This window comes from Insolitispirillum peregrinum, from assembly GCF_900156605.1.
GTDB lineage: Bacteria > Pseudomonadota > Alphaproteobacteria > Rhodospirillales > Rhodospirillaceae > Insolitispirillum > Insolitispirillum peregrinum.
In genome coordinates, this window is the sequence record NZ_FTOA01000003.1 from 655,259 (window position 1) to 668,963 (window position 13,705).

At 59.0% G+C, this 13,705-nt stretch carries 12 protein-coding genes, 1 tRNA gene and 3 pseudogenes; 10 read left to right on the forward strand and 6 right to left on the reverse strand.

Features of this window, described 5'->3' with window-relative positions; genetic code table 11:
* Nucleotides 1–109: 109 nt before the first annotated feature.
* The 3 genes from BW995_RS10725 to BW995_RS10735 form a co-directional block, all read right to left on the reverse strand.
* Complete coding sequence (locus BW995_RS10725; protein ID WP_076400339.1) at nt 110–496, reverse strand: MerR family transcriptional regulator; 387 nt, start codon at nt 494–496, stop codon at nt 110–112.
* Between the two features lie 107 nt (nt 497–603).
* On the reverse strand, nt 604–2,010 hold the full coding sequence (mgtE, locus tag BW995_RS10730) for a magnesium transporter (protein WP_076400340.1): 1,407 nt from the start codon (nt 2,008–2,010) through the stop codon (nt 604–606).
* Nucleotides 2,011–2,116: 106 nt separating this feature from the next.
* Nucleotides 2,117–2,203, reverse strand: a tRNA-Leu gene (locus BW995_RS10735).
* A gap of 169 nt (nt 2,204–2,372) precedes the next feature.
* Between BW995_RS10735 and lipB the strand changes: the two genes are divergently transcribed.
* On the forward strand, nt 2,373–3,089 hold the full coding sequence (gene lipB, locus BW995_RS10740; protein WP_175617051.1) for a lipoyl(octanoyl) transferase LipB: 717 nt from the start codon (nt 2,373–2,375) through the stop codon (nt 3,087–3,089).
* On the opposite strand, the gene BW995_RS10745 is transcribed toward lipB, so the two are convergent.
* Nucleotides 3,067–3,981 carry a LysR substrate-binding domain-containing protein gene (locus tag BW995_RS10745; protein WP_076400342.1) on the reverse strand — a complete coding sequence of 305 codons (915 nt, stop codon included), beginning with the start codon at nt 3,979–3,981 and terminating at the stop codon, nt 3,067–3,069. The two genes, lipB and BW995_RS10745, sit on opposite strands and share 23 nt — an antisense overlap.
* Nucleotides 3,982–4,105: 124 nt before the next feature.
* Here BW995_RS10745 and BW995_RS10750 point away from each other — a divergent pair, with 124 nt between their 5' ends.
* The 8 genes and pseudogenes from BW995_RS10750 to BW995_RS20480 all read left to right on the forward strand — a co-directional run bounded on the left by BW995_RS10750 (nt 4,106) and on the right by BW995_RS20480 (nt 10,691).
* Nucleotides 4,106–4,624 carry a sugar ABC transporter gene (locus BW995_RS10750; protein ID WP_076400343.1) on the forward strand — a complete coding sequence of 173 codons (519 nt, stop codon included), beginning with the start codon at nt 4,106–4,108 and terminating at the stop codon, nt 4,622–4,624.
* Between the two features lie 17 nt (nt 4,625–4,641).
* Nucleotides 4,642–5,502: an MBL fold metallo-hydrolase gene (locus BW995_RS10755; protein ID WP_076400344.1), complete on the forward strand. Its 861-nt coding sequence runs from the start codon at nt 4,642–4,644 to the stop codon at nt 5,500–5,502.
* Nucleotides 5,503–5,842: 340 nt separating this feature from the next.
* The gene (locus BW995_RS10760) at nt 5,843–6,613 is read left to right on the forward strand and encodes a metal ABC transporter ATP-binding protein (protein WP_084194753.1); all 771 of its coding nucleotides are present in this window, start codon (nt 5,843–5,845) and stop codon (nt 6,611–6,613) included.
* On the forward strand, nt 6,610–7,500 hold the full coding sequence (locus BW995_RS10765; protein ID WP_076400346.1) for a metal ABC transporter permease: 891 nt from the start codon (nt 6,610–6,612) through the stop codon (nt 7,498–7,500). Before BW995_RS10760 ends, BW995_RS10765 begins: the two co-directional genes overlap by 4 nt.
* 3 nt (nt 7,501–7,503) lie before the next feature.
* Nucleotides 7,504–8,466, forward strand: coding sequence for a metal ABC transporter solute-binding protein, Zn/Mn family (locus BW995_RS10770; protein WP_076400347.1), 963 nt, complete (start codon nt 7,504–7,506; stop codon nt 8,464–8,466).
* Between the two features lie 82 nt (nt 8,467–8,548).
* A complete protein-coding gene (locus tag BW995_RS21115; RefSeq protein ID WP_245821392.1) occupies nt 8,549–8,707 on the forward strand; it encodes a hypothetical protein in 159 nt (52 codons plus the stop codon).
* A gap of 135 nt (nt 8,708–8,842) precedes the next feature.
* Nucleotides 8,843–9,929: pseudogene (locus BW995_RS10785) on the forward strand (IS3 family transposase).
* A gap of 108 nt (nt 9,930–10,037) precedes the next feature.
* Nucleotides 10,038–10,691 (forward strand): hypothetical protein, encoded by a 654-nt coding sequence (locus BW995_RS20480; protein ID WP_139332857.1) that lies wholly within the window; start codon nt 10,038–10,040, stop codon nt 10,689–10,691.
* Between the two features lie 74 nt (nt 10,692–10,765).
* Here the strand turns inward: BW995_RS20480 and BW995_RS10790 are convergent.
* A pseudogene (locus BW995_RS10790) lies at nt 10,766–11,265 on the reverse strand (transposase); the annotation flags it as partial.
* A gap of 2 nt (nt 11,266–11,267) precedes the next feature.
* Between BW995_RS10790 and BW995_RS10795 the strand changes: the two are divergent.
* A pseudogene (locus BW995_RS10795) lies at nt 11,268–11,546 on the forward strand (integrase core domain-containing protein); the annotation flags it as partial.
* Here BW995_RS10795 and BW995_RS10800 read toward each other — a convergent pair.
* Nucleotides 11,543–13,588 carry a putative bifunctional diguanylate cyclase/phosphodiesterase gene (locus BW995_RS10800; RefSeq protein WP_076400465.1) on the reverse strand — a complete coding sequence of 682 codons (2,046 nt, stop codon included), beginning with the start codon at nt 13,586–13,588 and terminating at the stop codon, nt 11,543–11,545. The pseudogene BW995_RS10795 and the gene BW995_RS10800 overlap by 4 nt on opposite strands.
* Nucleotides 13,589–13,705 lie beyond the last annotated feature (117 nt).

The window sequence follows — 13,705 nt, forward strand, 5'->3', positions numbered from 1 at the left end:
CCCTGTTGCCATGCTGTTTAGAGCGTTTTCACACCGAGCGAAAACGCTCTTCCCTTTTAGGGCCGCATTTTCCGAGCCGTTGACCGGAGACGGTCAACTTGAAAATGCTCTAGTCGTCGCCGGTGGTCAGCAGGTCGCGGCACTGGTCTTCGAGGCGGTCGATTTCCTGTAACGTCAGGTCGATGTCCTCGCGCTGGCGGATCAGGCTTTCGCGTCGCTCGCCGAACTTGGCCAGCAGATGGGCCAACTGCCCGGCTTCGCCCGGTTCTGCATCGTACAGATCAAGGATTTCCTGAATCTCGCGCAGGGAAAATCCCAGCCGCTTGCCACGCAGGATCAGCTTCAGGCGAACCCGGTCGCGCGGCGAAAAGATGCGCCGCTGGCCGTCACGCACCGGCGCAATCAGGCCCTTGTCCTCGTAAAACCGTATCGCACGGGCGGTAATGCCGAATTCGTGCGCCAGGTCTGAAATGCCATAGGTCTGTTCGCCGTTCATCGCCGTTTCCATTATGATTGTTTGAGAGCGTACCGCTCTGGATGAGTTTCCCTTGCTCCAGTTTACGTAAACGGAAAGTGATGTCCAGAGTATCGTTTCTTCTGTGTTTACAGCAGGAACAGCGAAGCCAGCCCGAGGAACGAGAAAAAGCCGACCACATCGGTAACGGTGGTCAGGAACACCGTCGAGGACACCGCCGGGTCAACCTTGAACCGTTCCAGCACCAACGGAATGGCAATTCCGAACAGTCCGGCACAGACCATATTGATCACCATTGCGGCGGCAATCACCACCCCCAGGCGACCATCGTCAAACCACAGCCAGGCCACCAGTCCGACCATCACCGCAAAGGCCAGCCCATTCAGCAGGCCGACCAGCACCTCTTTCCACAGCACCCGGCGGGCATTTTCCGGCACCAGATCCTTCATCGCCAACCCGCGCACGGCCACGGTCAGGGTCTGGGTTCCGGCATTGCCCCCCATCGAGGCGACAATCGGCATCAGGACGGCGAGGGCAACGATTTTCTCGATGGTGGCTTCAAACATGCCGATCACCAGCGAGGCCAGCACGGCGGTTCCCAGATTGACCACCAGCCAGGTAAAGCGGCTTCTGGCGGTATCCATCGCCGCCGAATAGAGGCTGGTTTCCGACAGACCGGCCAGACGCAGCATGTCATCTTCGGCTTCTTCGTCGATCACGTCCACCACGTCATCGACGGTGATGCAGCCGACCAGACGGCCCGAAGCATCGACCACCGGAGCCGCCAGCAGGTCGCGCTGGCGGAACAGCAGGGCGATGTCTTCCTGATCCATGGCGGTGGGGATCACCTTCATTTCGGTGCTCATGAGGTCGCGCAACAGCACCGTGCGGCGGACCTTCAGCAAGGCCGACAGGCGTACCGTTCCCAGCGGGCGGTGGCGCGGATCGACCACGAACAGGGCGTGGAAGTCATCGGGCATGTTGGCGGCGGTGCGCAGATAGTCCACCGCCTCGCCGACGGTCCAGTATCCGGGAACGGCCACCAGTTCGCGCTGCATGATGCGCCCGGCGGAATAGTCGGGGAAGGCCAGCGCCTGTTCGATCACCTGCCGTTCTTCGGCGGGCAGGCGGGCCATCACCTTGTCGCGTTCTTCGCTGTCGAGCATGTCTATCAGATAGACCGCATCGTCGGAATCGAGCACCGCCACCAGCGCGGCAAAGTCGGCATAGCCGAACAGCTCCAGCACTTCCTCGCGGATGGCGGCATCCAGCTCGGGGAGAATCTCGGGATTGAACGACGGTTGCAGGATTTTGAGCAGATGGTTGCGCTGTTCGGATGGCAGCCGTTCAATCAGAACGGCGGCATCGGCGTAATGCAGCCCGATCACCTGCTCCAGCACATGCTCTGTCTGCTGTTCGTCAAGGGCGGTCAGGATTTCGTCGATGAAGTCGGGGTTCAGATCGAAGCCTTCGTCTCCCGGCACGCTGGCGGGGATTTCCTTACGAATGGGCTTTTGGCTGAAGGAGTCGGTCATGGGGGACCTCCTGTCAGGGCAACAGCACGCTGCTTTGTATGAGAGCAACAAAAAAGGTCCGCTGTTTGACCAGCGAACCTTTTTCACATCGGCTTCATTTTTAATTTGGTGCGGTCGAGAAGACTCGAACTTCCACCCGTGTTACCGGACAGCGACCTCAACGCTGCGCGTCTACCAATTCCGCCACGACCGCATGAAATTAAAAACGTTACCATTTTTCGGCTGGCGCTTCTTCTAACCGAAGATTTGCCGAATGCCAAGCCCGAATTTTCAGAAAGGCCAATATATTTTTTTATCGGCCCCCTTGCCTTCCGGGGAGCGGTGTCTTAGCACTCTGGGGGTTGGTGATCAAGAGGAAAATGATGGTGTTCTCAACTCCGCAGTGGCCGGCCCCGCAATGGCGGATCAGTGACGCGCTGATCGACTATCCCGTTTCGCTGGCCGGGATGGAACAGCGGGTGTTGCAGATCCGCGACCAGCAGGCCGATGAACTGGTCTGGCTGCTGGAACATCCCCCCCTGTACACCGCAGGCACCAGCGCCCGCAGTGAAGACCTGTTGGCCCCGGAACGCTTCCCGGTCTATGACGCCGGGCGGGGCGGGCAATATACCTATCACGGGCCGGGCCAGCGGGTTGGCTATCTGATGCTGGACCTCAAACGGCGCACGCCGGATATCCGCTGTTATGTTCATGCGCTGGAAGAGTGGCTGATCAAGGCGCTGGACCGCTTCAACGTCAAGGGTGAGCGCCGCAGCGACCGGGTCGGCATCTGGGTTGCCCGTGGCATGGGGCGGGAAGACAAGATTGCCGCCATCGGCGTGCGGGTGCGGCGCTGGGTGACCTTCCACGGCTTTTCGCTGAACGTTGAACCGGACCTCAGCCACTTTCAGGGCATCGTGCCGTGCGGCATCAGCCAGCATGGCGTCACCAGCCTGTGGGATCTGGGCCTGCATGTGACGATGGAAGAGGTGGACAGTGCCCTGCTGGCGACCTTCCCCGAGGTGTTCGGCGAACAGGCCGACGGCCCGATGCGGCTGGGTGGTTTGCCCGAGGGGGTTAGCTGCGTGGTGACGCGGTAAGGTCGGGTGATGGGCTGGCTGAACGGGCTTCGCTGATCAGCCAGTCGGCAAATATCTGGATCGGCCCGTCACTCAGGCGGATTGGCTCGGGCAGGACGAGGCAAAAGGTCTTGGCGATCGACGTGCCCGCAGGCCATGGCGCGACCAGATGACCCTCGGCCAGCTCGGACTCGATGTACAGGCGGGGGACCAGCGCAACACCCAGCCCCGCCAGTGCTGCCGCGATTTGCATGGAATGGAGATCGTAACGCGCTCCGGTCGCCGGATTGCTCAACACGATGCCGCTTTCCTGCGCATAGTCCTGCCAGGCGTCCGGGTTCTGGCGACGGTGCAGGCGGGGCAGCTCATCCAGTGATCCACCCCGTTCGACCAGCGCCGGGTGGCACACCGGCACCAGTGTTTCATGCAGCAGTCGATGGGTGCGCATTCCGGTCCAGGCGGGGTGCTCGAAATGGATTGCCGCATCAAAGCCACTCCCCGCCAGCACAAACGGCTCCATCCGCTCGGCAAGATGCACGGTGATCTTGGGATGCCGGGCATGAAACCGTGCCAGCCGGGGAATCAGCCAGCGGCTGGCAAAGGTCGGCAGGGTGGCAATGTCGAGGCTGGCACCGTCGCTGGGCTGGCCCATCAGGTACTGGCTGTCCCGCTCCAGCCGGTCGAGGGTCTCGCGAACCTGCACGGCATAACGCGCCCCATTGGGCAGCAACCGGACCCGATTGCCGACCCGTTCAAACAGCATCACCCCAAGGAACGCCTCCAGTCGCCCGATCTGGCGGCTGATGGCGCCTTCGGTCAGGGCCAGTTCGTCGGCAGCGCGGGCAAAGGTGCCGTGGCGGGCTGCGGCCTCGAAGGCCAGCAGGGCGGAGGGACTGGGGATTTTGCGGCGCATCAGCGGCTTCCTTGGCGGGCATGATCTTGAGCAAAGATCACTGAAGCATGATCAGATGTCGATATATAGCCGGAAAACCCCTGTCTATCATGATTAAAGATCAATAACAGACAGGGGTTAGACGATGATCTATGCGGTGGAATGCACCTTTACTGACGCCGATAGCGAAGCCGAGTGGAACGATTTTTACAGCCTGGACAAGCTGCCTGCACTGTTGTCGGTGCGTGGTTTTCATACCTCCCAGCGGTTCCGGGCCCTGAGCCGGGGCTGCCCGGTCTATCTCGCCCTGCATTCGATTGATGGCCCTGAGGTGCTGAGCGGAGACGAGTACCGCCAAAAGGGCGGCGGGAATTTTGCGCGCTGGCAGCCCTGTATCACCGACTGGCACCGGGGCCTGTACAGCGGTCTCGAGCGCGCGCCCGCCATTGCGGATGGTGACTATCTGGCATCCAGCACCATCGGCCCCGAACCGTTTCGTGCATTGGGGCTGGTGCCTGCGGCGCTGCGGGCTGTTGCTCTGGCAACCGGCCCGGGATTTCGCTGGCTGGCGAAGGGGGAACGGGCAGCCCTGCCGGAGAGCACGCAGCTCCCGGACGGGGTGTCTGTCTATCTACCGATCACCGCACCACTAACCCCGCAGTGAGGCCGGAAGGAAAGATCATGTCCGTTGCTCCGTTTCCCAGCCAGCAGGTTGGAGATTTAACCATTACCGCCATCAGCGATGGCTATCTGCATGCCGGGTTCGAAATTCTCACCGATATCGACCCTCTGGATGCCAGGCAGATGCAGGACAAGGCCGGGATCACCGACCATACCGCCATCCATATCAACGCCTATCTGCTGCGCGGCAGGGGGCAGACGATCCTGATTGATGCCGGGGCCGGTGGTTTCAAGCAGTGGGGAGGCCAGCTTGTCACGCATCTGGCTCTGGCCGGGGTTCAGCCGGGCGACATTGACGCCGTGGTGCTGACCCATGCTCACCCGGATCACATCGGCGGAGTGCTGGATGCCGGGGGGAACGCCGTGTTCCCGCAGGCCGAGTTGATCGTTCACCAGCAGGAACTGGCGTTCTGGCAGGATGACGGCAACCTGAGTCGCGCCCCCGAGCGGGCACACGGCAATTTCCTGCTGGCCCGGCGGGCGTTCGATGGCTATCGCGACCGTTTACGCTGGTTTGATGGTGGTGACGTCCTGCCCGGCCTGACGGCGGTTCCGCTACCCGGACATACCGCCGGGCACATGGGCTATCGCCTTGATGATGGTGGCGAGGGCCTGTTGGTCTGGGGGGATGTGGTCCACTTCCCGCACATCCAGATCCCGCGTCCGGCAGTATCGATTGCCTTCGATCAGGATCAAGGTCTGGCCGCTGCGACACGGAAAACGCTGCTGGATTTTGTCAGTGCCGAGAGGCTGCTGGTTGCCGGTATGCACCTTGGGGAGGCCGGTTTCGCGCACATCCAGCGGGAAGGGGCCGGATACAGCGTGGAGTATCAGGGCGGGTTGCGGGAAGATTGCGCTTAGAGCGTTTTCACACTGAGCGAAAGCGCTCTCCGTTTTTCGTGCCGCATTTTCCGAGCCGTTGACCGTAAACAATCAACTTGAAAATGCTCTAAGCGAGACTCTGGCGCAAAAGGGGGATTGCCAGAGGCAGGTATTGTTATGTTATAACGTCCGCTCTGAATGGATGTTATAACATAACATTCGTAATCGCTGATGTGATGATGATGCCCGCTTCCCCCCATTCCCCCGTGACCCCTTTTTTGTTGTGGAGCGCCGCGCAGCGGTTGCTGCTGGCGCTGGTGCTGTGTGTGCCGCTGTGGCTGGCCGTTGGCTGGGCGCTCGACTGGTGGGAGGCGGCTCCATGAGCAGCGCTTTTCCCGGCCTGCGCCTGACCGACCTGACGCTGGGCTATGACCGCCACCCGGCGGTGCACCATGTCTCGGGGACCTTTGAGGCCGGGTCGTTGACGGCGATTGTCGGCCCCAACGGGGCGGGGAAAAGCACCCTGCTGAAAGGTATCAAGGGGCTGTTGCCGGTGCTGGGCGGGCGGATTGACTGCGGTGCCTGGGCATCGTCGGCGCTGGCCTATCTGCCGCAGCAGGCCGAGATTGAACATGATTTTCCGATTTCGGTGCTGGATGTGGTGCTGCTGGGACACTGGCAGACCATCGGCATGTTCCGGGCCGCCACCCGGACCATGCGCCAGCAGGCCGAAGACGCGCTGGCGGCTGTCGGGCTGGCGGGGTTTGAGCGGCGTCCGCTGGCTGCCTTGAGTGTGGGCCAGCGCCAGCGCGTTCTGTTTGCCCGGGTGTTGTTGCAGGACAGCCCGGTGATTTTGCTCGATGAACCGTTCAATGCGCTGGATGCACGCACCACCGCCGACCTGCTGGCACTGGTGCAGCGCTGGCACGGTGAAGGGCGGACGGTGATTGCCGTTCTGCATGATCTGGAGCAGGTGCGGCAGTATTTCCCCCGCACCCTGTTGCTGGCGCGGGAAGTGATCGGCTGGGGTGCCACCGCCGAGACACTGACCCGCGAGGCCTTGCTGCGGGCGCGGGCGATGGGGGAGGCGTGGAGCGAGACGGCATCCTTGTGTGTCCGCCCACCGCTGGCCGACGAGGTGGCAGGATGAGCGGCGAGCTGTGGACCACGCTTCAGGATGCCGCTGTCGGATCGTTTGGCGACTATGCCTTCATGCGGCGGGCGCTGGTGGCCTGTCTGGCGCTGGCGATTGGCTGTGGCCCGGTGGGGGTGTTTCTGGTGTTGCGCCGGATGAGTCTGGTCGGCGATGCGATGAGCCATGCCATCCTGCCCGGTGCGGCGATCGGCTTTTTGCTTGGCGGCCTGTCGCTACCGGCGATGAGCCTTGGCGGCTTTGTCGCCGGGCTGCTGGTGGCCCTGCTCGCCGGGCTGGTGGCGCGGATGACCCGGCTGCGCGAAGACGCCAGCTTTGCCGCCTTTTATCTGATCTCGCTGGCGCTGGGGGTGCTGATTGTCACCCTGCACGGCAGCACGGTCGATCTGATGCATGTGCTGTTCGGCACCATTCTGGCGGTGGACGATACCGCCTTGCTGCTGGTGGCCGGGATTTCCAGCCTGACCGTTTGTGTCTTTGCGCTGATGTACCGCCCGCTGGTGGTGGAATGCTTTGATCCCGGTTTTTTGCGGGCGCAGGGCGGTGGCGGTGGGGTGATCCATCTGCTGTTTCTGGCGCTGGTGGTGCTGAATCTGGTCGCCGGTTTTCAGGCGCTGGGAACGTTGATGGCGGTCGGGATGATGATGTTGCCCGCTGCCACCGCTCGCCTGTGGGCCCGGCAGGTGCCGGGACTGATCGCCGTGGCGATGGTGATCGCCTTTTTGTCCGGCTATGGCGGTCTGGTGCTGTCCTTTGCCTGGAACCTGCCATCCGGCCCGGCCATCGTGCTGATGGCGGGGGTCTTTTACCTGATATCGCTGCTGGTCGGGCCGGTGGGGGGCGTTTTGCCCCGCCTGCTGCCCCGCTCTCATCTGGAGGCTTGAAGTATGTTGAAGAAACTCTCTGTCGCGGCGGTGGCGGCGACGGTGATGCTGGGATCGCTGCCCGCCTTTGCCGAACCGCTGAAGGTGGTGGCCAGCTTTTCCATCCTCGGCGACATGGTGCGTGAAATCGGTGGCGATGCGGTCAGCGTTACCACACTGGTCGGGCCAGATGGTGATGCCCACGTTTACCAGCCGACGCCGTCCGACGCCCAGGCGGTTGCCGGGGCCGAAATGGTGATCCTCAACGGGCTGGGCTTTGAGCCGTGGAGCGAGCGTCTGTTGTCGGCCTCGGGCACCAAGGCTGCGGTGGTCACCGCCTCGCACGGGGTGACGCCGCGGGAGATGGCCGATGAGGATGACGATCACGCCAAACATGACGATCACGCCAAACATGACGATCATGCGAAGCATGAGGACCATCACCACCACGGCAACACCGACCCGCACGCCTGGCAGGACCTGAAGAACGGCCAGATGTACGTGGCGACCATCGCCAAGGCGCTGGAAGCGGCCCGTCCGGCAGAGGCCAGTGCGATTGCCGCCCGTGCCGAAAGCTACCGTGCGCGTCTGGAAACCCTTGATGGCTGGGTGCGCAGCGAGCTGGCCAGCATTCCGGCAGCGCAGCGCAAACTGATCACCAGCCATGATGCCTTTGGCTATTTCGGTGCCGCCTATGGCGTTGAATTCCTTGCCCCGATGGGTCTCAGCACCGAAGCTGAACCGACGCCGAAGGATGTCGCCCGGCTGGTCAAGCAGATGAAGGCCGAAAAGGTCCGCGCGGTGTTTCTTGAAAACATGAGCGATCCGCGTCTGGTCAAGCAACTGGCCAAGGACGCCAAGGGGGTGGTTGGCGGCACGCTGTACGCCGATGCCCTGTCTGCTGCCGATGGCCCCGCCGCGACCTATGAGGCGATGTTCCGCTCCAACGTCAAGGCGCTGAAGGACACGTTGCTGGCTGGACACTAGGCTCGAGACACGATCTGACCCAACAGATAACGATGTCTGCGAGTGCAACAGCCGCGGCGAAGTTAGCAGTGAGTTTGTCGCAGTGGGTAGCGATGCAGCGAATATTCTTGAGCTGACAGAGCATGCGCTCAATGAGATTATGCTGCTGGTAAGCGTTGGTATTAAAGAGGTGCCAACGTTTCCGCATCAGATTGTTGAGAATTACCGGGAATACGCTGCGTTCGAGCAAAAATTGGCGTAGCTTATTGTCGTCGTCGGCTATATCGGCTGTGCACAGCCGTTCCAGGGGGGCTGCGCCAATGGTAATCCCCCCCCCCTGAAATTAAGTGGATGCTAGAGTAGAATTTTCTCGGGCTATCGGACGAGGGGAATTCACATGAAATCAAGCCGATATACAGAAACCCAGATCATCGCGATCCTGCGGCAGGCAGAAGGCGGCATACTGATTGCTGAGCTTTGCCGTGAGCATGGGATGAGCAGCGCATCTTTTTATAAATGGCGAGCCAAATATGGCGGCATGGATGCGGCAATGATCAGCCAAATGAAGGCGATGGAAGAATAAAACCGTCGCCTGAAGTAGATGTATGCGGATTTGAGTATGCAAAACGATTTGCTGAAGGAAGCCCTCGGAAAAAGTAGGCGGGCCATCTCAACGTCGGGAGATGGCAGAAACGGCAGTAAAGCAACGGAACGTCAGCATTGCGCTGGCTTGCCGGACTTTTGACGTCAGCGAAACCTGTTATCGGTATCGCCCGAAGCTCAAGGATGAGAATGAGGTGATCGCCGATCTGCTGACAGGACTGACGGACGTACGCAAAACGTGGGGATTTGGCCTGTGCTTCTTGCATTTACGCAACGTGAAGGGCTATCGCTGGAATCACAAAAGGGTTTACAGGGTTTATTGCCAGCTTGAACTGAATCTGCGGATCAAACCCCGCAAGCGTTTGAAGCGGGACAAGCCTGATGCCTTGGCCGTTCCAGATGCCCCCAACGTGACGTGGTCGATGGACTTCATGGCTGATCGCCTGGGAGATGGCAGAGCGTTCCGATTACTGAACGTTCTGGACGACTTCAACTGTGAAGGGCTGGGAATTGAGGTCGATTTTTCACTCCCTGCAGAACGAGTTATCCACAGCTTGAACCGCATCATCGAATGGCGCGGCAAGCCCCGGATGATCCGGGTTGATAACGGCCCGGAGTACATCAGCGAAAAGCTGAAGGAATGGGCGGGAAGGCAAGGGATCAAAATCCAGCACATTCAGCTGGGACAGCCTCAGCAGAACGCCTACGTAGAGCGATACAACCGGACCGTCCGGCACGAATGGCTGGACCAATGCATCATTGCAAGCATCAAAGAGGCACAGCATCAGGCAACGCAATGGCTATGGACTTATAACAATGACCGCCCCAACATGAGGATCGGTGGTATCACGCCTGTTATGAAACTGAACATGGCCGGATAACTCTACTGCGGCACCCTATTAAAAAGGGGAGGATTACCAGAAATTCATCGACTTATGAGTGTATTTAATGAATTCTACTGCTCCGGTAAACCGCGATAGAGTGCTCAAATGACCAGTCAACCTTCAACGAAAAAAAACAACTTCTTCGCAGATGTACATATTCCCACAGTAATAGGCGGAGCTTTTGGTGCGATTGTGGGCCTTATTGGGGGGGCCACATTTAGCTTGACCATTGAGGCCTGTAGCACCCTTCGTAATACGGACCTTGCCCAATGGATTGGTGGCATAGGTGCTGCTCTTGCTGCTTTTATAGCTGTTGGCGTTGGCATATTCCAACACACGCAAGCCCGCTCTCTTTGGAAAAAAAGCAACGAAGTAAGGAATTCTGATAAAAGAGAACATGAAATAAGGAGTGCTCATCTTGTTTGTGGTCAGATAGAAATACTTTATCAGTCTATTGAACTTTTTATGCCTTTTATCCAGAATATAAATGGTCGTAACGAGCCGGCGGAAAGGGCGCAGTCATATATTCGTAGAGTTGTAGATATGAATTTTGCTATTCTTGTTGAGAAATCTTTATTAATTCCGGAGTGTAATAGAAAAATAGTAGATGCAATAAGGGAAATTATAAAAATTGATTTAATTCTTCATTCTTCTGGTTATGAACAGAGAAAAAATGATATGATAAAATGCATGGGAATCGCAATGAGTCAATTGGAATGCGCCAAGAAAATAATGAAGGGTCAATACATTAGTGATTAGGTTGACCCCTCAGGAGCTTGAGCACTTCACCAAAGCGCTGCCTCCTGCTTAGAGTCTGTCCGCAAAGTTCCCTATTACTTTCTGTTCCTTGCGATCCTGCGTAGCATGAGGCGGATCAGAGCCAAGAGCCAAGAGCCAAACGCAGGAAGGCCAGCGACATCTTGGACAGGTTCTCAAAGTCTTTGGCGAGACGACGACAATGCCCCAGCCAACCGAAGGTACGCTCAATGATCCAGCGCTTTTGCAGAACCTTGAAGCCCTTGGTTGTGTCGGAATGCATGACGATTTCCAGATGACAAGCCCCCAGTTCCCGCACCGCCGCCATCGGCGAAGACCCGTTCGATGAACGGAAATAAGCGGCGAGCCTCCTTCAACACCGACAGCGCACCGTCGTGGTCTTGGATGTCGGCGGGCTGGATGTGGGCCTCCAGAAACATACCAAGCGTATCGACGACGATATGCCGCTTCTTGCCTTTGACCTTTTTTCCTGCGTCGTAGCCGGACAGATCGATCCCCCCCCTTTTTTCATGCCCTTGACGCTTTGGCTATTGATGATCACGATTGTCGGGCTGGACACCTCAGGCCAACGGGCAGGTGGAGCGAATGAACCGCACCATCAAGGAAGCCACCGTCAAGCGCTACCACTACGACAGCCATCACAAGTTTGAGGAACATCTCGGAGACTTCATCGGCGCATACAATTTTGGCAGGTGCTTGAAGACGCTCAAAGGGCTTACGCCATACGAATACATCTGCAAAATCTGGACTCCTGAGCCTGAATGCTTCAGAATTGATCCGACCCATCAAATGCCGGGACTAAACACTGTTTCTACGGAAACCAGTTCTCTCTGCTAACTCAACGTCTCTCGCGGGCGGCCATAGTGATAGCCTTGGCCGAGATCGACGCCCATCTCCTGCAACAGGCGGTTGGTTTCTTCGTCTTCGACGAACTCGGCGATGGTTTTCAGGCCGAATTGGCGCGCCATGCTGTGGATGTGCTCGACCATGATGCGGTCGCGGTGGTCGGTGGTCATGTGGCGGACAAAGCTGCCCTCGATCTTGACGTAATCGACGCTGAGGTACTTCAGGTACAGGAACGACGAAAAGCCCGAACCGAAATCATCCAGCGCAAACGCCAGTCCGGTGGCGCGCAGGTCGCCCATCAGCTCGATCAGCTTGTCAAAGTTCGGCAGAGCCTCGCGCTCGGTCAGTTCCAGCACCACCTGTGACGGCTGTAGACCGGCGTCACGGATCACCTGCGGCAAGGCGCGCATCCATGCGGTGTCGCCGATGGTGCGGGCGGACAGGTTGAAGAACAGCTTGACCCCGGTCAGGCCGACGCGGGCGGCTTCGGCCAGCCCCTTGCGGAACACGGTTTCGTCGATTGCCCGGTCCAGGCCCAGCTCTTCGGCGGTTTCGATAAAGGCCGCGGCGGGCAGGATGGCGTCTTCATCCCGGATGCGGGCGAGGACTTCGTAGGCATAGGGTTTGCCGCTGTCGGGCAGGCTGATCGGCTGAAAGAAGGGGATCACCCGGTCTTCGATCAGGGCGCGCTGCACCTGCTGGCCCCGGTTGAACACCTCCATCATCAGGCCTTCTTCCGAGGCATCGAGGGTGGCGACAAGGTTTTTGCCCAGACGTTTGGCCTTGTACATCGCCACGTCCATGGCAATGGTCAGCTTTTCCACATCTTCGCCATTGTCGGGGAACGAGACCATCCCGAAGCTGGCCTGTACCCGTGTCTTGCCGACCGGCAGGCGAACGACCGTCTCGCTGATCGCCCGCCGCAGGGCTTCGGCGGTGCTTTCCCCCTGTGGTTGCGGGGTGTCGGGCAGCAGGATGGCGAATTCATCCCCGCCCAGACGGGCCAGCACATCGGTGCGCCGCAGGCGGTGGCGCAGGACCGAAGCCAGTTCCTTCAGTGCCAGATCACCGACCGGATGCCCATAGGTGTCGTTGATGTGCTTGAAGTTGTCGACATCAATCATGATCAGCGAAAAGGCGTGGCCATGGCGCCGGCTGCGATCGACTTCCAGTTTCAGGAAATCTTCGAATTTCCGCCGGTTATAGGTTCCGGTCAGCGGGTCATGGTCGGAATAGGTGCGCAGACGGTCCTGATAGTCCTGAATGGTACTCAGCAGGCAGTTGAAATGGTCCGAGAGCTTCTGGATTTCCGACAGATGGCTGGGCTTTTGATCCAGACGGCGGGTCAGGTCGGTGTGCTGGATGATCTCGTCAATCAGTCCGACAAAACGGCGGATCGGAAAGGCGACAAAGAACCGTAACTTGAAATAGACCGCACAGCAGATGATGGTCAGGATGATGGCAAAATAGGCGATCACCGAGCGGATCACAAAGGCGAGCGAGACTTTCAGGTTCTGGATCGGAAAGGTGATGTCCACCACCCCGTTGACCGCCCCGATCTCTGCCTGATGGCAGGCCTGACATTCTTCCCTGACCAGCAGGGGATACAGATAGCGCAGGCTGTCCTGGCTTTGTTGCAGGACTTCCTTGCCCTGACCAAGCGCCTGACGCAGCAGGTCGTCCTGATCCCGAATTGCCCGTTCGCCGTTGATTTCTCCGAACTGGGCCACCACCGGATCTCCCCGGAACACCCGGATTTTGGCGTTGGGCAGTGTTTCGTTCAGACGCTGGATGATGTCGTGGATTTCCTGCTTGTCCCAGCCTTTCCGCATGGCGGAATACAGCGACTGGAACACCAGTTCCGAGGTTTGGCGGGCGTCTTTCTGCGCCAGTTCCGATATCGCCCGCTGTTCGACAAAGGTCGATAGCAGCAATACGGTCAGCGCCGAGAACAGGACAATGATTCCCGACAGGCCAAGCGTGAATTGCCCAATGGTAAACGAGCGCAGCGAGCGCCTGAAAATCCCGATCATCCCCCGTCCTTCACCCAAATCTTCCGATACCGTCCCCTGATGATCCCGCATGACAGGGAATGGTTTGCTCCACAGTGGATACATCCTTTTGGATAGTCCAAAAGGCGTAAACCGATT